Genomic DNA, 19,943 nt, shown 5'->3' on the forward strand with positions numbered 1-19,943 from the left:
TCTGTGAACCTCAGCGCTATATAGGGTAAACTAAACTATATGAATCTGGAGGTGGAAGATAACCATGAAAATCACTTATTATGGACATTCAGCTCTGCTGGTAGAGACGGGGAACGTGAAGGTTATTATTGACCCTTTTTTGTCAGGCAATCCGAACTCCGGTATTTCACCTGCCGATATTTCCGTTGATGCCGTTCTGCTTACTCACGGCCACTCTGACCATTTTGGAGATGCTGTCGAAATTGCCAAACAGAATGATTGTCCGATCTTTGCGGTGTTTGAGCTTGCCGAATATTGCCGGATGAAGGGTGCACAGGTAAAGCACATGAATATAGGTGGTAGTCATACCTATGCCGGGATGACTGTGAAATTTACGCAGGCATTTCATTCCTCATCCATTCAGGAGGGCGACTCTTGGATTTATGCTGGACAACCCGCGGGGATTTTATTGACGATTGAGGGCAAGACGATTTTCCATGCGGGGGATACCGCGCTATTCAGTGATCTGCGCCTCATTGGAGAAAGGAATGCGATTGCCCTGGCAGCTCTGCCTATAGGCGATATGCTTACCATGGGACCGGATGACGCCTTGCTGGCCGCACGCTGGCTGCGGGCGGATAAGGTGATCCCGCTACATTACAATACATTTCCGGATATTGCTCAGGATGGTGCTGATTTCTGCGATCGCCTGCACCAAGAGGGAGTGGAAGGTTTCCCGCTTAAAGCTGGTGAGAGTGTAGAATTTTAACCAATCCGATTTATATTAAAAAAAGCAGGTAGCCGGGGGAAATTCCCTGACTACCTGCTTATTCTTTAAGGTGTAATACATACAGGTTCTTCATTACGTGCTTGCGCTCTAGAGCCTCTGATTTCAGTTGCTTCGCTTACGGGGTTACCTAACATCTTCAGAACAGTAGTCGCACAGCTTTGCGGTTGATGTTTATCTGGAGCGAGACGTCGTCTGCGTTGCTCTTCCAGAACTGAATATTCACGAAGCATCATAGTGAACCATTTGTTCACTACTTCCGAGTCGAGCACCTCTGCCAGCCCAAGCTCTACGAAATATTGGCAGTTTTTCTCTTCCTGACCTGGAATAGCTTTATAGAAAAGCATCGGAATTCCTTTGGCCTGACCTTCTGTGCAGGTCATCCCTCCAGGCTTCGTGATCAGCAGGTCTGAGGCATCCATCAATTTATTGATTTCACTGCTATATCCCAGAATTTTAACATTGGGATGATTGAGCAGTGGATTGGACTTCATTTTGGCGATTAGCTTCTCATTACTGCCCATACAGAAGACGAGCTGAATATCATCCATTCTGGCGGTGAGGGAATGCATAATCTCTTTGCCGAACATTAACCCCCAACCTCCACCCATAATGAGTACGGTTGGGATATCAGCCAATCCCAGTTCCTTGCGCAGCAGCGTCTTGTTGGAGCGTTCCCAGAACTTTGGATGCACTGGGATGCCAGTCACGGTTACTAGCTCTGGAGCGATCCCACGGCCTGTCAGAATGGATTTGACACGTGGGGTAGATACGAGATAACGATTGACCTCGGAATTTACCCAGCTCCCATGTGCATCATAATCTGTAATTAATGTATACAGAGGCACATTTAATCCACGACGCTTTAGTCTGGAAATGACCGCAGCCGGAATGGGATGAGTGCAGATAATCAAATCAGGCTTTAGCTGTTCGATCACCTGTGAAGCATGTGTATAAAAAATCCGGTGAAGCGCCATTTTAGTCAACGGGTTCAATGATTTATGATATTGTGTCTTATACATCATGCCGACCAGCTTAGGCTGGCTGCTAACTGTTTTGCGGTAAGCGGAAAGAATCCAAGGGGCGACCGTCGGGTTAAGAAATTTCCCCAGCTCGATGACTCGGCACTGGACATCCGGATTCAGCAGCTTTATTCCTTCGGCCAGAGCATAGGCTGCTCCTGTGTGGCCCGTACCGAAGCCTTCCGAAAACAGCAGTACTCTTTTCTTTCGCATAAGTTCACCTGCTACTTTCCTTTTCTATAGAGATGCTTTCCTTCTTCTAATTATACTAGGAAATCTATACTATACTCACATTATACAAGTAAGACGTAAATAGAAAGTTAAAACCCTGCAATAAATAAAAAAATAAAAGGTTCGCCCAAAGTATTGCAAACTAGAAAACAACATGATAAAGTAGTGAATGACCAATTGACCGGATTAGTAAAATGGTCAGAAGTCAGCGGGAACGATATTTTCTGGAGAAAGGAAGTGTGCACAGGTGGCAGTGGTGGATCGAAGACAGCAGGTGCTTCAGGCCGCAGCGAAATCTTTTTCATTATTTGGCTATAAGGCAACTACAATGGATCAGGTTGCTAAGATTGCAAATGTCGGTAAGGGAACCATCTACACCTTTTTTACAAACAAAGAGCAATTGTTTGACGAGATCCTGCGCGATATGATGATGGAAATGAAGACGATAGCTGAACGGGAGATCAGGCGAGACAGACCTTTCTTTGATAACTTGCATCGTGTGCTGGATGCTCTGCTTGAGTTTCGAAGTGAGCAGGAGCTATTCATAAAACTTTCCCAGGAGAATCGCGAATTCGGTACGCCGCAGGCTGGAGAAGGACTCGAGAAGATCGAGAACGTAGTTTTAGAATATTTAGAACGGGAGGTGCAACAAGCGCTCCAACAGGGAGAAATCAAACCTTGCGATCCCAAAATCGTCTCGGTAGTCATGTTCAGATTATATATTGTATTGACTGCTGAACTGAATAAAACACATACTCCCTTGGACAAGGAACAGATCAAGATGTATTTTCATTTGTTTCTCGCCGAAGGATTGGCACAGTAAGGGTTGATTCAGGATAGGGATGGCGTTCTCAGCATCACTCGATTCGCTTTCCCTTAACAATTCTCAAGATGATTAGGCATTGAAGAAGAGCCGCAAGGCATTTTTTTATACCCTGAATTGACCGAATGGGGAAAACAGTCACTTAGTGTTACGTAATATTTCGCAAACAAAGCATTTTAAAGAGAGCATAAGCTCATAAGGAGAGAACCAGAATGAAATCATTATCCGTATTTACCAAGGATCTTGGAGCAGCCCTTAGAAATCCGAAGGTGCTGATTCCGATGATTGCTATCCTATTTATTCCGGTGATGTACAGCGGATTCTTCCTGAAGGCATTCTGGGATCCGTATGGCAAGATGAATGAACTTCCGGTTGCTGTGGTCAACCAGGATGTCGGCGCTAATTATGAAGGCAAGCAACTACAAGCCGGTAATGATCTTATAGAAGAGTTGAAGGTAACCGACGGCTTCCAGTGGAACTTCGTTTCCCTTGAAGAAGCGGAAGCAGGAATGAAGGACAATACTTATTATATGTCGATCATTGTTCCGGAAGACTTTTCTGCTAAAGCTACTACTCTTATGGATGATGAACCACAGCCGGCAAAAATTATTTATGAGCCAAATGAAGGTTATAACTTCTTGGCTGGTCAGATCGGTGGTACGGCTGTAGCAGAAATTAAAAATAAAGTATCTGCTAAAGTAACAGAAGCTTATGTTGAGTCTGTATTCAATCAGATTACAGAAGTATCTGATGGATTGGGCGAAGCCGGAGATGGTGCTTCCAAGATCGCTGATGGCGCTGGTAAGCTAGATGACGGAGCCTTGAAGCTGAAAGATAATCTACTTGTACTGACAGATGGTACAGGTAAACTTCAAAATGGTGTAGAACCCCTTACACAAGGTGTGACTGATTTGAATGCAGGTGCTACGGCGCTTAAAACAGGATCAACCACGTTGGCAAGCGGATTGCAACAATTGTCTACTGCACATACGCAACTTCAAGACGGTGTTGCACAAAGTTCTGCCGGCAGTAAACAGCTTAGTGACGGCTTGAAACAAGCTGTAACAGGTGCTACACAGCTTCAGGCGGGAACACAGTCTGCTGTGGATGGTACTTCTAAACTACAAGCAGGAACACAATCTTTAGTTGATGGCAGCGCGAAGCTGGAAGCGGGCTTAACTTCTTCCGTAGATGGCAGCGCGAAACTGGAAGCGGGTTTGCAAGCTTCCGCCGCAGGCAGCACGAAGGTAACTGAGGGTGCTAAAGCGGTAGCTCAAGGATTGGAGCAATTGGCACAGGCTAGTCCTGAGCTGGCACAAAATCCAGCGGTACAGAAGCTGCTGGCAGCTAGTGCAGCCGTGGCACAAGGCAGTGAGCAACTGCAACAAAGCCAAGAGCAGCTGGCACAGGGTGCTACTGCACTCCACAGTGGGCAAGAGCAACTGGCACAAGGTGCAACTCAACTGCACTCGGGTTCACAGCAGGTAGCTGCTGGTGTAACTCAGTTGCATGATGGAGCAAAGCAATTAAATGCTGGTAGCACACAGCTGTTGACAGGACAACAAAAACTGGCACAAGGCGCATCTGCACTTGTAACTGGTGGCGATAAGCTGAATGCAGGAATGCAACAATTTGGTGCGAAGCTTAAAGAAGCTGCAGCTGGAGGCAGCAAGCTGGCTGAAGGCGGTAAAGCACTTGGTGATGGTACCTCAAAACTGCTTAGCGGTGTAGGCGAACTAGGTTCCGGTATCAGTGCGGTTGCAGATGGTTCGAAAAAACTGGCTGATGGCGCAGGCGAGCTGAAAGATGGTATGGATGATCTGAAATCTGGATCAACAGAACTGGCAACTAAGCTTGGCGATGCTGCTGAAAAAACAGGCAGTGTGAACAAAACAGATGCAATGATGGAAATGTTCGCACAACCAGTTGTGGTTGAGGATAAAGTTGTGAATCATGTTCCGAATTATGGTACAGGTTTTGCTCCTTACTTCCTATCCCTTGGATTATTTGTAGGTGCTTTGATTTCAACAATTGTTATTCCAATGCGTGATTCGGCTGTCCTTGGTGCTAGCCGTATGAACCGTTTCATCAGCCGTACGCTTACCTTCACAATGATGAGCTTTATCCAGTCTATGCTGGCTGCTGTGGTTGTATTGTACGGACTTGGACTGGAAGTACAAAGTAAACCGCTATTCTTCGTATTTACATTCTTAACAAGCTTAGTTTACACATGGGTAGTTCAAGCGATTGTTACTTGGATGGATCAACCGGGACGTTTCGTTGTTATCGTTATTCTTATCTTCCAATTAACAACTAGTGCCGGAACATTCCCACTTGAATTGATTCCTAACTGGATGAAATTCTTTAATCCACTGCTTCCAATGACTTACACAGTTAGTGGTCTCAAAGCAGTAATTTCTACAGGTGACTTCAGTGCAATGTGGGGAGATGTAGGTATCCTGGCAATCTTTGGTCTTGGATTCCTTGCTCTTACCTTCGCTTACTTCATGACTCGTAGCCGTGAGAATGAAGTTGGAGTGAATAGTGAACAAGTTTTGACTGTATAAACTGATAAATTTTTTGAAAAAAAAGTATAAAAAAGCGTCTCCTCCGGGAGACGCTTTTTTTGATTTAAAATCATAAAAACCCTTTTTCTTGCAAACATATTAGAAGGAGTGAAAAATCTTGCAACGCTTTCATTGCATATGCACTTATGCGTTATTTATGCATAATTATGCAATATGAAGTTTTTTTAAACTTTTACTCGCTAAAGCTGTGATGCAAAAACAATTGTTAATCAGCATCATAAAAAAGTTTAAATTGCGCTGATGATACCTCGGTGATAAAATAATAGCACTAATCTGGATTGAATAATTATTAAGATTTTCATGTGAAAAATTTTCCTAAGACATTGCATACTTTATAATAGAAAGGTTGCGTTCGATGAAACACACTGAACTGCCCGTAAAACAGGGCCTGTATGATCCCCAGTTCGAAAAAGATGCTTGCGGCATGGGATTTGTAGCTCATATTAAAGGCACACCGTCTCACAATATCGTAAGTAATGCTTTGACAATGCTCTTTAATATGGAGCATCGGGGAGGCCAAGGTAGCGAACCCAATTCTGGTGACGGAGCAGGTATCATGCTTCAAATTCCGCACCGTTTCTTTGCAAGCGAAGCTCAGAAGCTAGGCTTTGCTTTGCCGGAACAAGGCCATTATGGCGTGGGCATGATTTTTTTATCTCATAACGAAGAAGTTCGGGCGCAGCATGAAGCTCTCTTAAGCAATATTATTGCTGAAGAAGGTCAAATAGTACTCGGCTATCGTGATGTGCCTACCTATGATGAAATGCTTGGCAAGACAGCGAAAGCTGCTAAGCCTTTTGTGCGTCAAGTATTTATCGGCCGCTCGGCTTCAGTCACGAATGAGTTGTCTTTTGAACGTAAGCTTTATGTAATCCGCAAACGTGCAGAGCTTGCCATTCGTTACGGTGGTGCAGAAGAGGATGAATCCTTCTATATTCCAAGCTTGTCGTGCCGTAAGATTGTATACAAAGGCATGCTGACTACAGAACAAGTCGGACAATTCTACCTGGATTTGCAGAACGAAGAGCTGGAATCAGCGATCGCGTTAGTTCACTCCCGTTTCAGCACGAACACCTTCCCAAGCTGGGAACGTGCGCATCCCTACCGCTTTATGATCCACAACGGTGAGATCAATACCTTGCGTGGTAATGTGAACTGGATGCATGCGCGCCAGTCATTGTTTAAGAGCGAAGTGTTTGGTGAAGATCTGAATAAGATCAAGCCTGTTATTAACCCGGATGGATCGGACACTGCAATGTTCGATAACACCTTTGAGTTTCTCTATTTGAGCGGACGCTCCCTGCCACAGGTAGCCATGATGATGGTTCCTGAACCATGGAGCAATCATGATAGTATGGATGCTGATAAAAAAGCATTTTATGAATATCACAGTACTCTAATGGAGCCATGGGACGGGCCTGCTGCAATGGGCTTTACCGATGGGATACAAATCGGCGCTATTCTGGACCGTAACGGCCTGCGTCCTGCTCGTTATTATGTAACGAAAGACGATATGATTATTTTATCCTCAGAAGCCGGTGTACTGGACATTCCAGCAGAGGACATCCTATATAAAGACCGCCTGAAGCCTGGACGCATGCTGCTCGTGGATACGAAGGAAGGCCGCATTATCTCCGATGAGGAAGTTAAATCGGCTATCGCCTCTGAGAAGCCTTATCGCCAGTGGCTGGATGAGCATTTGATCAGTCTTGATGAGCTTCCGGATGCACCTGAACTGCCAAATCCTAAGCATGACAATGTACAACAGCTACAGCAGGCTTTCGGCTATACTTTTGAAGACTTGCGTAAGGTGCTTGAGCCAATGGCATCTACTGGTGCTGAGGCTGTCGGTTCCATGGGTTATGATGCTCCGCTCGCCGTATTTTCGGACCGCCCGCAACGTCTCTATAACTATTTCAAACAAATGTTTGCTCAGGTAACGAATCCACCCATCGATGCCATTCGTGAAGAGCTGGTTACATCTACAACGACTACGATTGGACCAGAGCGTAATTTGCTTAAACCGGAACCGGAAAGCTGCCGCCAGATCTCGCTGCAAACGCCAATTCTTTCGAACGAAGATTTTGCTAAGATTCGCCATGTTCGCCGTGCAGGCTTCAAATCGATGTCTATTCCAATTCTTTTCCCGGCTGAGCTTGGGGCAGAAGGATTACGCATCGCGCTTGAGCGCATGAACGAGGCTGCTGACCGTGTTATGGCTAAAGGGCATAACATTCTGATTCTGACTGACCGCGGTGTGGACAGTGAGAATGCTGCGATTCCAGCTCTGCTTGCGGTATCGAGTCTGCATCACCATTTGATCCGCCAAGGAACACGGACGAAAGTTAGTATTTTGCTGGAATCCGGTGAACCACGTGAAGTCCATCATTATGCGCTGCTGCTCGGTTATGGTGTGAGTGCAGTAAATCCTTATCTGGCTTTTGAAAGCTTGGATGACATGATCGGTCAAGGTTTATTGCGGGGAATCTCGCATGAAAAAGCAGTGAAGAACTATATTAAAGCTGCGACTAAGAGCGTAGTTAAGATTCTTTCCAAAATGGGAATTTCGACGATTCAATCTTACCGCGGTGCGCAGATTTTTGAAGCTGTGGGTCTGAACTCTGAGTTCGTGGATCGTTACTTTACTTGGACACCTTCCCGGATTGGCGGTATTGGCTTGGAGGAAGTGGCAACTGAGGCGCTTATCCATCATAACCGTGCTTTTACAGAAAAAGACGGAAATGATAAGGTGCTTGACTCCGGTGGCGATTATCAATGGCGTAATGATGGGGAAGAGCATCTATTCAATCCACAGACGATTCATCTGCTTCAGCACTCTGTGCGTAGCGGGAATTATGATATGTACAAGAAATATGCTGCCCTTGTTCAAGGAGAAAGCGAGAAGCAATTGACGCTTCGTTCCTTGTTGCAATTCAAGTCAGCCTATGAACCGATTCCACTGGAAGAAGTAGAACCAGCATCATCCATTATGAAACGGTTTAAGACGGGTGCAATGTCCTTTGGTTCCATTAGTAAGGAAGCACATGAGACATTGGCCATTGCGATGAACCGGATCGGTGGCAAGAGTAATACAGGTGAAGGCGGCGAAGATCCAGCCCGCTATATTCCGGATAGCAATGGTGATTCACGTCGCAGTGCGATTAAACAAGTAGCTTCTGGACGTTTTGGTGTTACCTCGAACTACCTAGTTAACGCTGATGAGATCCAGATTAAAATGGCTCAGGGCGCTAAACCAGGGGAAGGTGGACAGCTTCCGGGACGTAAAGTTTATCCTTGGGTCGCTGAAGTACGTGGCTCAACAGCAGGTGTGGGTCTGATCTCACCTCCACCGCATCATGATATTTACTCTATCGAGGATTTGGCAGAGCTGATCTATGATCTGAAAAATGCAAATCCACGTGCAAACATTAATGTTAAGCTCGTATCGGAAGTTGGAGTGGGTACGATTGCTGCGGGTGTAGCCAAAGGGCGCGCTGATATTATCTTGGTTAGTGGCTATGATGGAGGTACAGGGGCATCGCCGATGAACTCCATTCGTCATGCGGGTCTTCCGTGGGAGCTTGGCTTGGCTGAAACCCATCAGACATTGATGCTCAACAATCTGCGTGACCGTGTAGTTCTGGAAACAGATGGTAAAATGCTAAGCGGCCGCGATTTGGCTGTAGCTGTATTGCTTGGGGCCGAAGAGTATGGTTTTGCCACTGCTCCGCTAGTATCTGTTGGCTGTATTATGATGCGTGTCTGCCAAATGGATACTTGTCCGGTTGGTGTAGCTACACAGAATCCGGATCTTCGTAAGAATTTTACCGGTGATCCGCAGCATGTAGTTAACTTTATGACCTTCGTGGCACAGGATCTACGTGAAATTATGGCAAGTCTCGGCTTCCGTACAATTGAAGAGATGGTAGGCCGTACCGATTGTCTAGACGCAACTCAGGCGTCGAAGCATTGGAAGAAGAAAGGCATAGATTTGAGCAGCCTGCTGCATACACCGGAATTACCGGAAGGAAGCACACGCTTCCGCAGTAAATACCAGAATCATGGTCTGGAAGAGACACTTGATGTTTCGCAGCTGCTCGACCTGGCAGCACCTGCACTGGAATCAGGTACGGCTGTTGAGGCATCACTGCCAATCACGAACGTTAATCGTGCCGTCGGAACTATCCTTGGCAGCGAGCTGACCCGCAAGTATGGGGCCGCAGGTTTGCCGGATGATACGATTCGGCTTCATTTCACCGGTTCTGCTGGTCAAAGCTTGGGTGCATTCGTGCCTAAGGGAATCACGCTTACGGTGGAAGGAGATTCCAATGACTATGTAGGTAAAGGATTGTCGGGTGGTAAGATTATTATCAAGCCATCTCCGAAAGCTACCTTTGCTGCTGAGGACAATATCATTATCGGAAATACTGCATTCTACGGTGCAACAGGTGGAGAAGCTTATATTAACGGTATCGCTGGTGAACGTTTTGCCGTCCGTAACTCCGGAGCGAAGGTTGTTGTAGAAGGCGTGGGTGACCACGGCTGTGAATACATGACTGGAGGCCGAGTGGTTGTCCTTGGTGAAACTGGCCGTAACTTTGCGGCAGGGATGTCAGGCGGCATCGCTTATGTCTACGACCCAGATAGAACCTTCATCGGCCGCTGCAATCTCGAAATGGTACTACTCGAGAGAGTGGAAGAGTCTGAGGAGATCGAAGAGCTGCGTGAGCTGATTATCCGCCATACCGAGCTTACAGGTAGTGCGGCTGGCGCACGGGTACTGAATCAGTGGGCAGATAGCTTGCCGAACTTCGTTCGTGTCATTCCGAAGGATTACAAACGGATGATGGAGCAAATTCGCAAGGTAGAACAAACCGGATTGACCGGAGAAGCTGCGTTGATGGCTGCATTTGAAGCAAATATGCGCGAGCTTGCCCGTGTTGGCGGTTAAACTGTTGTACTTGAATGAAATAGGAACTAAATGAATAAGGGGACCTGACTCTTCCTAATACCGGAGAAGTCAGGTTCCTTTTTTTACTGGCAGACTCTTATCCTCTAGTGATTTTCGGAAAAAAGGGTATATGTGGTAAACTAGGTTATAGATGAAAGGAAGTGAGACTATGTCGAATACAGAAATATTGATGGAGCCTGTTGCCCGCCTGCAGGGAGTCACCAAAAAAATCGGCTCGAAAACGCTGGTGAGCGATTTAACGCTGGACATCCCGCCTGGACAAATCTTCGGTTTTTTGGGACCCAACGGAGCAGGTAAGACTACTACAATACGGATGATGGTAGGATTAATTTCCATTAGTCGTGGAGACATCTTGATCTGTGGCCGTAGTATTAAAAACCATTTTGAAGAGGCTATCGCAAATATAGGGGCCATTGTAGAAAATCCAGAGATGTACAAGTTCCTCACCGGTTATCAGAATCTGCGCCAATATGCACGGATGGTGCCAGGGGTAACAAAGCAACGGATAGATGAGGTTGTCGAGCTAGTCGGACTAGGTCAAAGAATTCATGACAAAGTTAAGACCTATTCGCTAGGTATGCGTCAGAGGCTGGGAGTGGCTCAAGCACTGCTGCACAGACCCAAGCTGCTGATTCTAGATGAGCCAACCAACGGGCTGGACCCACAAGGGATACGCGAGCTCCGAGACTATTTACGCCGTTTATGTCAGGAAGAAGGAACAACTGTATTCGTCTCCAGTCATTTACTTTCCGAGATGGAGCTCATGTGTGACAGCGTTGCGATTATCCAAAATGGACGACTGGTGGATGTGAAGCAGCTGAAAGGGGTAGGCAATACTGTAATGCCTCTGGGAGAAACCTTGTTCGAGGTTGATAATGCTGAGGCTGCGTTAGCCCTCATTGGACGTGGAGTATTTAAGAGTGGGGGACTTGTGCTTGAGGCAGAGCGTGAGGAGATTGCAGAATTAAATGCCAAGCTAGTGGCAGGTGGGATTAAGGTGTATAACATCAGAACCCTTGCCCGTACGCTGGAGGATCAATTCTTAGAGGTTACAGGAGGTGAAGGAATTGGGTGAGTTTACAGCTCTCATACATAATGAGAATATCAAAATATACAGCCGTGTCCGCACATGGATTATGCTGCTTATTCTTGCAGTGATGAGCGTGCTGCTTCCTGCGCTTATTTATTTCACAAGCGAAGGCGATTCATCGCTTATGGGGCTTTGGGACAACTTTCAGATGACGGTGAGTATTGCGTTCTTCTTGAATACAATCTTTACCGTTGTAGTGGCTTCTGACTCCGTAGCGGGCGAATTTACCTGGGGAACCATTAAGCTGCTGCTGATTCGCCCGTGGAGTCGCTCCAAGATCCTGCTCTCGAAATATATTTCCATGGTGTTATTCAGTTTGCTTAGCACCGCAGTATTGATTGCTTTTGGGTTTGGTGCTTCGTTAATCTTCTCCTCATCTTCGGGAGATACGATGTCATCCATTACGGCTTGGAGTCCAGCGGAATATTCCTTCCTAGATCTCCTATGTCGTTACATTGAGCTTTTCCTGACTGCTGCTCTGGCTTTCATGGTATCTAGCGTATTCCGCGCAAGTGGGCTGGCTATTGGATTATCCTTATTTATTATGTTTGCCAAGAGTATTTTTACGGTTATTTTTAGTCCAGAACGGTTTGAATGGGCCCAATACTTAATCTTCACACATATGGATCTAAGAGGCTACCTATTGTCGGATACGGGTCCGGGGGGCTCAACACTTGGTTTCTCCATAGCTGTATTAGCGGTGTACTATATCCTATTCCTGGCCATTTCCTGGATTGTCTTCCGTAAAAGGGACGTTGCTTCATAGAAATAAGTCTAGCCGGCTTCAAGTGTTCCTTGAGCTTTGGAGGAGCGCTTGGCTGCCTTGTCCTTTTTCATATTACTTTTGGGCTCACCTGCTTTTTCAGAGGTGGGCTGTTCTTGCATGGCAATGGAGCCATTCAGGAGGCTGCCTTCCATAATGCTAAGTGCTCCTGCTGAAATATTGCCATGCAATTCTCCGGTTCCGGTCATAATGAGTCTGCGATCAGCCGTAACATCCCCGTATACTTTGCCGGCAATCACGATTTCTTCCGCTTTAATACTGGAGCGCACTGTTCCTTCTTCTCCTACAGTCACGACACCACTGCAAATAATCTCACCGCTAAAGGTACCCTCAATCCGCAGGTTTGTATCACATTGCACCTTACCCTCTAGTGTTCCTCCATGCCCAATTAGGGAATCGGTAGATTTAAAGGGGACACGCTGCTGCCGTTTGTTCCACATTTATAAATTCCTCCTATTTTGAAATTAAATGCAACCCTTTAGGGTTTGACATACGCCAAAGGGTTGACTGTTTTATTCTGCTTCACAACCTGAAAATGAAGATGAGGACCTGTGCTTCGGCCAGTGCTTCCAAGCAAGCCGATTTTCTGCCCTTTGCTAACCTTGTCTCCCGCAGATACGATCATTCCGTTCAAATGCATGTACCAGGTTTCCAATCCATTTGAATGCTTAATCACGATGTATTTTCCGCGTGCGCCCATTTGTTCCGCAGTAATAACCTCGCCATCTAAGGCAGCATATACAGGATCACCGATGTTCCCAGCAATATCGACACCGGAATGGAACGCAGACAAACCTTTGAATGGATCTGAGCGGTAGCCGAAGCTTGAAGAAATGACTTTGGACTCGGTAGGCCAGAGCGGTACAGCGTTAAGTTTAGCCTTTTCTGCACGGGCCTTTTGAGCTTGCAGATTTGCCTGTACGTTATTCTCATGCTCTGCCTGTGTGATCGTCTGTGTGATACTTTCCACCATTTCATCAAGCATCCCGTGAATCTCCTCAAAGTCATCCTTAGTTTCTTCCACCAAGCTCGTAGCGTCGTTCTGATACACCGCGATGTATTCTCCACCAACCTGCGGGGTGAGTGTTTTTGGAAGGGCTGCGGTGATGGCCCCAAAGCGGAAACTTATAGCGGATAGAGAAGTGGAAGATGAGTTCTCTTCTGTACTCTGCTTAAAGGAAGTCTCTTTAGGAACAGGAGAAGAAAGACGGTTCGATAAACCTAATGTTGAATTTGAAGTGGCCGATCCAGCTTTTGATCTTTCTGTTGCGGATTTCTCCGGTTGAGATTCATTCGTGTCTGTAGCGGCAGCAGCACCTTTGCTTTTGTTAATCAATGCTTGCAGCTCCTGTTCCAGTGCATTTACACTCTTCAGCTTGTCTTTAATGTTATCTGCCTCTTCCGAAAGTTCGCTGACCTGGCTACGAAGCTGTGTTAAATCTTTATCCTTGTCGGCGACCTTCATTTCCATGCGGAGATTGGTTAGCGATAGTGCGGCTGCCTCGGCTTCTAGCTGTGAGATGGACTGAGAGGCATGGAAATGCATAGAGGTGACCAGACTGGAGATAGACAGGGCTGCTGCTGCCGGTAAGGCGAACGCTAGCGGTTTGGAGATGTGGAGCTGTTTGACTGGACGTCCGGCATCCCTTACGACAAGCAGCGTAATCCGTTTATGATCTGGCTGACTCTTCATGGCTTCTCCTTTCTGCGGCTTATGGCAGCCGCTTGCGATACCTGAGGCTAACGACTTTTCTTCCATTAGGCTCATCCGAATTGTCCTACTACTCTATGTATTCCATATCTTTCAGGAACATGACAACGGTTTGTTTGAATAAAGAAGGAGAGTTACGGCAAAACCTGTACTAGAGTCATCGCAGAGAGTCTATTGCATCTGTTTTTATTAATTGAGGGGGTAGAGAATTGAAGATTTTCGCAATAATTCTAATTCTTTTTATCATACAGATTGCATTGATTGTATTTCTGGAGTACCGACGCCCGCAAAGGGCTATAGCATGGTTGTTTATTTCCTTCTGTTGTCCACCGCTCGGTCTGGCATTCTATTATTTTCTAGGTCGTGACTACAGACAGAATAGAAAATTGAACAAAAGATGTACTTCACTCTTCCGGGAAATCCGTTCGTATGTCACTGGTAAGATTAAGGTAGTAAAACAAGCGTCGGATACTGGAAACGCTCAGTTTGAGAATAACGAGGGTTTATTGGTTTTGCTTGCAAAGCTCTCGGAAGGGCCTATTACAGGCCATAACAAAAGCAGAGTGCTGTCAACTGCAAGAGAAGCTTACGACGCTATGCTGGAAGCCATGGAAGAGGCAAAAGAACATATCCACATGCAATTTTATATTTATCGTGATGATGAGATCGGAGAACAGTTTCAGGACGTTATGATTCGAAAGGCGCGGCAGGGAGTAAAGGTGCGTTTGCTTTGTGATGGACTGGGCAGTCATCGATTAAGCCGTAGGTTTATTCGAACCCTGAGAAATGCCGGGGTGGAGTTCCACTTTTTTTTACCTCCGATTAGTTCTTTACTGGATCGTCGGTTTAATTTCCGCAATCATCGGAAGATCCTAGTGGTGGACGGATTGATTGGTTTTACGGGGGGAATGAATATCGGTGATGATTACTTAGGAAAGGACGCCAAGATGGGTTACTGGCGCGATACCCATCTGCGTTTAGAAGGAGATTCTGTTTATTATATTCAGTATGTCTTCCTGAAGGATTGGAGACTGGCCTCTGGTGAAGGTATGAGTCATCCTCGTTTGTTCCCTGAGCACTCTTGCAAGGAGCAAGAGGCCGTGCAGATTGTAGGAAGTGGACCGGATGCTGCGATCGATGCTTCTCAGGAGATGTATTTTGCCGCTTTTTGCTCTGCTAGGGAACGGATCTGGATTACTTCACCGTATTTTATTCCGGATCCTGCGATTTGTCGTGCTTTGAAGAGTGCAGTCCTTCGTGGAGTGGATGTTAGAATCATCATTCCGGCGAAGCCTGATAATAAGCTTGTTTATCATGCTTCTTTGTCTTATCTGGAGAATTTACAAGATGCAGGCGTGAAGTTCTATCGCTACACCAAAGGATTTATGCATGCCAAAGTCATGATAGTGGATGATCTGCTGGGTACGGTGGGAAGTGCGAATCTGGATATGCGCAGCTTCTATTCTAATTTCGAAATGACAGCGGTTTTGCTGCATCCTGAGACGATAGCAGAGCTAGTCGCGGGGTTTGAAAAGGATCAAAAGAACAGTGAATTCATTGATCCTGTAAAATTTAAGGAGAGAGGGAGAATTGTCAAACTCGGTGAAGGGCTATGTCAGTTGTTATCACCGCTGTTATGACCGGAAAGAGGACTAAATCTGAATTTTTCGAAGGATAGTACGTGTTCCATTCATTATTAGAGCATATTTTGTGATATAATAATTGTATAAGAAGAAATGTAAGAAAGTATAGATTGTAGTTATACTTCCGAATGTTTCAAAACTATACTGTTAAATTGTAGGGGGAGTTCTATGAATGTGAGTCCACAAATGTTTACCAAAGAGGAGCAGAACAAACTGCAGAAGACCGGTGCCCATAAAATGGCTAAGTTCGCGCAGCGTATGATCATGTTATCCGTAGGGGCCGCCATGATGGCTGTTGCACTTGAGATATTCCTAGTACCTAATCAAATGATTGATGGCGGGATTACCGGTATCTCCATTATTTTATCACATTTATTTGACATTCCTCTGGGTATATTATTGACACTGCTCAACCTTCCGTTCCTGTTAATCGGTTATAAGCAAATCGGTAAGACATTTGCCTTATCTACCTTATATGCGATTTTACTTATGTCTATCGGCACTTCAATGCTGCATCATGTAGAGGCCTTTACAGTTGAACCGATGCTTGCTGCCGTGTTTGGCGGTATCATTCTAGGTGTAGGTGTTGGATTAGTTGTACGTTTCGGGGGATCTCTAGACGGTACAGAAATTGTTGCGATTTTGGTAGCCAAGAAGCTTCCCTTCTCTGTAGGTGAAGTAGTTATGTTCTTCAACCTGTTCATCTTGTCCGGAGCTGGATTTGTGTTCGGTTGGAATAACGCGATGTTCTCCCTAATTGCTTATTATATTGCATTTAAGGTTATTGACATCACCCTTGAGGGTCTGGATCAATCGAAATCAGTATGGATTATCAGTGATAAATTCCGCGATATCGGGGAAGCTCTGACAGAGCGTCTTGGACGTGGTGTTACTTATTTAGATGGAGAAGGCGGATTTTCCGGTGAGAACAAGAAAGTGATCTTTGTAGTTATCACCCGTCTGGAAGAAGCTAAGCTTAAAACCATTGTTGAAGATTGGGATTCTGATGCATTCATCGCAATAGGTAACATCCATGATGTTAAAGGTGGCCGCTTCAAGAAGAAATCCATCCACTAGCGTAGCTCTTAAGTATCATTAACTGAAAGAAGGTATTTTTACGGATAAAAAAGCAATAAATACGGTGAACAAAGCTCGGCCTGCCGTATTCTTATATAGTATACCTTCTGTCCTTGAGTGGGACGCCAAATAAGCTCGTAGCATGTAGTTGATGCTGCGGGCTTATTGCTGTTTTTAGGGTCTTTTTTCTATGGGATTGCTCCTTTATGGGAGCTTAGCAATGAGCTGTTCAACGGGCTGTGGGGGCACTTTCTCTAAAAGATCTCCCATACGCAGAAGGCGTTCCTCGATATTGAGCAGATGAAAATTAGAGGGAGATACATTTTGCTGAACCTCCTCCCAGAGCAAGGGTGTAGAAACTGTAGCAAATGGTCTTGCGCGTGGTGTGTAAGGTGCAGCTAATGTTTTGCCGCTATAATGCTGAAGGTAGTCAAAATAAATTTTATCTCCGCGATTCTTTTTTAGACGTTCCAGGGTGAACAGGTTGGGATGCTTTTCGGTGACATAACGACCCACAAAATGCCCGATTTTCCGCAATCCATCAAAAGTAACGCCAGTCTCGATAGGGACGATGATTTGCACCCCGGTAGCACCGGAGGTTTTGGGTACAGAGGAGAGGCCAAGAGAGGTTAAGACCGCCCCAACGATCGCAGTTGCTTCCATGATGCGAGGTTCGATCTCAAGTGACGGATCAAGATCAATCATCCACTCACAGGGCAGCTCGCTGCCTACATAATGCAGGGAAGGGTGGAATTCCAAAGCAGCCAGATTCCCCAGCCAGATCAGCTCAGGTAAACCTTGCAGCTTGATATAGTTAATATTCTCGTGCACAGCGGTTTGGACAAAGGCCGGAAGAGGATCAGGCGCATTTTTCTGATAAAAGGACATTCCAGAGATGCCGTGCGGATAACGAATGACGGTAAGCAGCCGGTCTCGGCAATAACGCAGCAGATAGGGAGAGAGTGCAGCGAGCTTTTGCAGATAAATCCGTTTGGTAATGCCACATTCAGGCCACAGCAGCTTCTCTGGGTTAGTGATGATGATTTCTTCTCCGTCGATGGTAATTGTACCTTTGATCGCTGCCGGCATCGGGGAAACTCCTTTCTGTGATAGGAATGAAGGTATTATGTGTCAGTCTGCTCCTTTTCATGAAAAAAATATTCCCAAAGTGTCCCTTTTGGATGATCATAAGACTTATAAGGATATACGTTAATGAGAAAGGGGAGTTTGCTGATTTTGGACGGGATCGAGCACACTGTTGTTCGGGTACAGTCAGGCGAGGTAGATTCCTACGCCTTGATCGTCGAGGCTTTTCAAAAGCCGATTTACCGCTATTGCTGTCGGCTGCTTGGGAGCCGTACTGAAGCGGAGGATGCAGTACAGGAAATTCTGGTAAAGGCATATCAGCATATAGGCACATACCGCCCTATCGCGAGCTTCTCTTCATGGCTATATAAAATTGCCTACCATCATTGCCTCAGTCTGATCCGCAAACGTCAAAGCCAAATAAAGTTTATGGCGCTTTTTCAACCAGATCCGCCTGCAGAAAGCCCGGAACAGTTGATGGACCGTTACATATTTAACGAACATCTGACTTTTGCCCTCGAGAAGCTGAAGACAGAGGAGCGAAACCTGTTAGTACTTAGAATCTTTGAGGAACAGAGCTTCCCGGAGATTGCGGAGATTCTGGATAAGAATACTGATGCTGTGAAGAAAAAATACAGGCGAACGATTACGAAGCTTGGCAAAATGCTGAATGCTCAGAAAGGGGGAACGGAATGGTGCGGCAACGAGGCTTTGTTGAAGAGAAAATGATCAAGAAAATGGATGCGGTAGGGAGCTGCGAAGAGCTGGATGTAAAAGCAGCTGTTATGAAGCGGGTAAGAGCAATTCATGAACAACAGAATAGGATTGACGGTGAAAGGACGAACATCGTTATCGAGCTGAATCCGTTTCCAGAACCGGAAGATCCTATTATGCAGAAGCAAAAAGAGATGCCCCAACACCCGTCTAGGTTTAGAAAAAGAGTGCTCACTGGAGTCTCCGCGGCTGTATTGCTAGGGATTATCGGGTTGGGTGCTTTTCAGCTATCTGCTGATGGAGATTTATCGAAACAAGGTAGCCAGGTTACAATTGATATCTCAAAACCCCAAGGTGGTATTATTACACTAGTGAACAGCGGAGGGAAGGCTGTTGTGAAGACGGTGCATAATAATACGCCTGATCCGACAACCTCGCCTGCGATAGAAAAGTATCAGAGCTTATCTATGACTTATAAAGAGCAAGTGCTTGCTCGTTTAAACACTGGGGAAATGGCTGCTTATTATGTGAAGGATGCTGAATTAAATAAGCTGGAGTTAGGGTTAGGCTATGGAAATCAATTGCAGTTTGCTTTTATTTCGCCGGTGTATTCGAAATATCAAGACTTCGTAAAAGAATTAAAAACGGTTGGCGATTTCTGGCCAGGGTTGCCTTCCTCGTTAGCTGATGGTTATGAATTCGAGCAAGGAACTTTTAATGCAGCTCCCCTATACAAGTCGCTAGACACAGAATATGAAGAAATCCTTGAACAATTTCAAAAAAAGGCTACAACCGATAAAACTGGACAAAACTTGTTTATGGAGAAGATAGCTGCAAATTCCATAGATAATGCTGAGGTTACCTACCACAACGGAGATCAAAGAATTACACTATCCTTAAGGCAGAGTGTTTTTAAGGGTTATACCATGCAAGTGTCTATCTTGGAAGGCCAGACTGCTGAAAAATGGTCTGTGACAGGTACAGGTAAAGAGGCAATATTTATCGCGGCGGGTACTGGAAAAGGGAAGAATGCTTGGTCTTCTCAGAATCGATTGTATTGGTATGATGAAGTCACCCAGATGGTTTTTTCTCTAAGCGACAAGCAGGAGAGTAAACTGACTCGTGAGCAATGGCAAAAGATTGCCACCAGTTTTATTCACTAGCTACTGTTCTAACTGTACATTAGGAGAAGCTGTCTCAAAAGTAGTGAATTCTACTTGGGAGGCAGCTTTTTTATGGAATAGGGGAATAATGGATTTTACTGTGCCATGTGACGATATGCCACGCGTAGAGTTCTATGCTAATGGTTGGGACGGTGGGCGATGTGCGATGTGCTATGTATGATTTTCGTGCGGCTTGCAGTAGATGATTTGTGGAATTAGTGGTATATGTGACGGTGGACTATGGGCGATACGTTCTGTGTTTGTGCAATGTAT

At 45.6% G+C, this 19,943-nt stretch carries 14 protein-coding genes; 10 read left to right on the forward strand and 4 right to left on the reverse strand.

Translation table 11 applies throughout. The features are described 5' to 3' along the window. Positions 1 to 64 precede the first annotated feature (64 nt). Positions 65 to 748, forward strand: coding sequence for a metal-dependent hydrolase (locus MHB37_RS04905; protein WP_076185047.1), 684 nt, complete (start codon positions 65 to 67; stop codon positions 746 to 748). 65 nt (positions 749 to 813) lie between these two features. On the opposite strand, the gene MHB37_RS04910 is transcribed toward MHB37_RS04905, so the two are convergent. After that, positions 814 to 2,001, reverse strand: a complete 1,188-nt coding sequence (locus MHB37_RS04910) for an MGDG synthase family glycosyltransferase (protein WP_076129244.1) — start codon at positions 1,999 to 2,001, stop codon at positions 814 to 816. A 265-nt stretch (positions 2,002 to 2,266) separates the two neighbouring features. Between MHB37_RS04910 and MHB37_RS04915 the strand changes: the two genes are divergently transcribed. The 5 genes from MHB37_RS04915 to MHB37_RS04935 all read left to right on the forward strand — a co-directional run bounded on the left by MHB37_RS04915 (position 2,267) and on the right by MHB37_RS04935 (position 12,258). Beyond that, positions 2,267 to 2,842 carry a TetR/AcrR family transcriptional regulator gene (locus MHB37_RS04915; RefSeq protein ID WP_076129243.1) on the forward strand — a complete coding sequence of 192 codons (576 nt, stop codon included), beginning with the start codon at positions 2,267 to 2,269 and terminating at the stop codon, positions 2,840 to 2,842. Positions 2,843 to 3,054: 212 nt separating this feature from the next. Further along, positions 3,055 to 5,409, forward strand: a complete 2,355-nt coding sequence (locus tag MHB37_RS04920) for a YhgE/Pip domain-containing protein (RefSeq protein WP_339281736.1) — start codon at positions 3,055 to 3,057, stop codon at positions 5,407 to 5,409. A gap of 376 nt (positions 5,410 to 5,785) precedes the next feature. Then, complete coding sequence (gene gltB / locus MHB37_RS04925; RefSeq protein WP_076302844.1) at positions 5,786 to 10,381, forward strand: glutamate synthase large subunit; 4,596 nt, start codon at positions 5,786 to 5,788, stop codon at positions 10,379 to 10,381. Positions 10,382 to 10,550: 169 nt separating this feature from the next. After that, complete coding sequence (locus tag MHB37_RS04930) at positions 10,551 to 11,477, forward strand: ABC transporter ATP-binding protein (RefSeq protein ID WP_232061156.1); 927 nt, start codon at positions 10,551 to 10,553, stop codon at positions 11,475 to 11,477. After that, a complete protein-coding gene (locus tag MHB37_RS04935) occupies positions 11,470 to 12,258 on the forward strand; it encodes an ABC transporter permease (RefSeq protein ID WP_076185050.1) in 789 nt (262 codons plus the stop codon). The genes MHB37_RS04930 and MHB37_RS04935 overlap by 8 nt, the downstream gene beginning before the upstream one ends. 8 nt (positions 12,259 to 12,266) lie before the next feature. Here the strand turns inward: MHB37_RS04935 and MHB37_RS04940 are convergent, their stop codons facing one another. Together MHB37_RS04940 and MHB37_RS04945 are read right to left on the reverse strand one after the other, a co-directional pair. After that, positions 12,267 to 12,716: a polymer-forming cytoskeletal protein gene (locus tag MHB37_RS04940; RefSeq protein ID WP_038568928.1), complete on the reverse strand. Its 450-nt coding sequence runs from the start codon at positions 12,714 to 12,716 to the stop codon at positions 12,267 to 12,269. Positions 12,717 to 12,754: 38 nt separating this feature from the next. Beyond that, positions 12,755 to 14,035 carry a M23 family metallopeptidase gene (locus MHB37_RS04945; protein ID WP_076308898.1) on the reverse strand — a complete coding sequence of 427 codons (1,281 nt, stop codon included), beginning with the start codon at positions 14,033 to 14,035 and terminating at the stop codon, positions 12,755 to 12,757. Between the two features lie 161 nt (positions 14,036 to 14,196). Between MHB37_RS04945 and cls the strand changes: the two genes are divergently transcribed. After that, positions 14,197 to 15,627 carry a cardiolipin synthase gene (gene cls, locus MHB37_RS04950; RefSeq protein ID WP_076129238.1) on the forward strand — a complete coding sequence of 477 codons (1,431 nt, stop codon included), beginning with the start codon at positions 14,197 to 14,199 and terminating at the stop codon, positions 15,625 to 15,627. 240 nt (positions 15,628 to 15,867) lie between these two features. Further along, a complete protein-coding gene (locus MHB37_RS04955) occupies positions 15,868 to 16,707 on the forward strand; it encodes a YitT family protein (protein WP_248547977.1) in 840 nt (279 codons plus the stop codon). 204 nt (positions 16,708 to 16,911) lie between these two features. On the opposite strand, the gene ligD is transcribed toward MHB37_RS04955, so the two are convergent. After that, complete coding sequence (ligD, locus tag MHB37_RS04960; RefSeq protein WP_076276844.1) at positions 16,912 to 17,796, reverse strand: non-homologous end-joining DNA ligase; 885 nt, start codon at positions 17,794 to 17,796, stop codon at positions 16,912 to 16,914. A gap of 123 nt (positions 17,797 to 17,919) precedes the next feature. On the opposite strand from ligD, the gene MHB37_RS04965 reads away from it, so the two are divergent. Continuing rightward, positions 17,920 to 18,522, forward strand: coding sequence for an RNA polymerase sigma factor (locus tag MHB37_RS04965; RefSeq protein ID WP_248547910.1), 603 nt, complete (start codon positions 17,920 to 17,922; stop codon positions 18,520 to 18,522). Continuing rightward, positions 18,486 to 19,670: a hypothetical protein gene (locus MHB37_RS04970; RefSeq protein WP_076276845.1), complete on the forward strand. Its 1,185-nt coding sequence runs from the start codon at positions 18,486 to 18,488 to the stop codon at positions 19,668 to 19,670. The genes MHB37_RS04965 and MHB37_RS04970 overlap by 37 nt, the downstream gene beginning before the upstream one ends. Positions 19,671 to 19,943 lie beyond the last annotated feature (273 nt).

Origin of the sequence: Paenibacillus sp. FSL H3-0286 (assembly GCF_045040705.1) — a bacterium.
Lineage (GTDB): Bacteria > Bacillota > Bacilli > Paenibacillales > Paenibacillaceae > Paenibacillus_AQ > Paenibacillus_AQ odorifer.

Coding starts and splice junctions, on each gene's coding strand:
- MHB37_RS04940 (WP_038568928.1), bottom strand. CDS start 12,716: ATGTGGAACAAACGGCAGCAGCGTGTCCCCTTTAAATCTACCGATTCC.
- MHB37_RS04965 (WP_248547910.1), top strand. CDS start 17,920: ATGAGAAAGGGGAGTTTGCTGATTTTGGACGGGATCGAGCACACTGTT.
- gltB (WP_076302844.1), top strand. CDS start 5,786: ATGAAACACACTGAACTGCCCGTAAAACAGGGCCTGTATGATCCCCAG.
- MHB37_RS04910 (WP_076129244.1), bottom strand. CDS start 2,001: ATGCGAAAGAAAAGAGTACTGCTGTTTTCGGAAGGCTTCGGTACGGGC.
- MHB37_RS04955 (WP_248547977.1), top strand. CDS start 15,868: ATGGCTAAGTTCGCGCAGCGTATGATCATGTTATCCGTAGGGGCCGCC.
- MHB37_RS04905 (WP_076185047.1), top strand. CDS start 65: ATGAAAATCACTTATTATGGACATTCAGCTCTGCTGGTAGAGACGGGG.
- MHB37_RS04930 (WP_232061156.1), top strand. CDS start 10,551: ATGTCGAATACAGAAATATTGATGGAGCCTGTTGCCCGCCTGCAGGGA.
- MHB37_RS04970 (WP_076276845.1), top strand. CDS start 18,486: ATGGTGCGGCAACGAGGCTTTGTTGAAGAGAAAATGATCAAGAAAATG.
- MHB37_RS04920 (WP_339281736.1), top strand. CDS start 3,055: ATGAAATCATTATCCGTATTTACCAAGGATCTTGGAGCAGCCCTTAGA.
- MHB37_RS04945 (WP_076308898.1), bottom strand. CDS start 14,035: ATGGAAGAAAAGTCGTTAGCCTCAGGTATCGCAAGCGGCTGCCATAAG.
- ligD (WP_076276844.1), bottom strand. CDS start 17,796: ATGCCGGCAGCGATCAAAGGTACAATTACCATCGACGGAGAAGAAATC.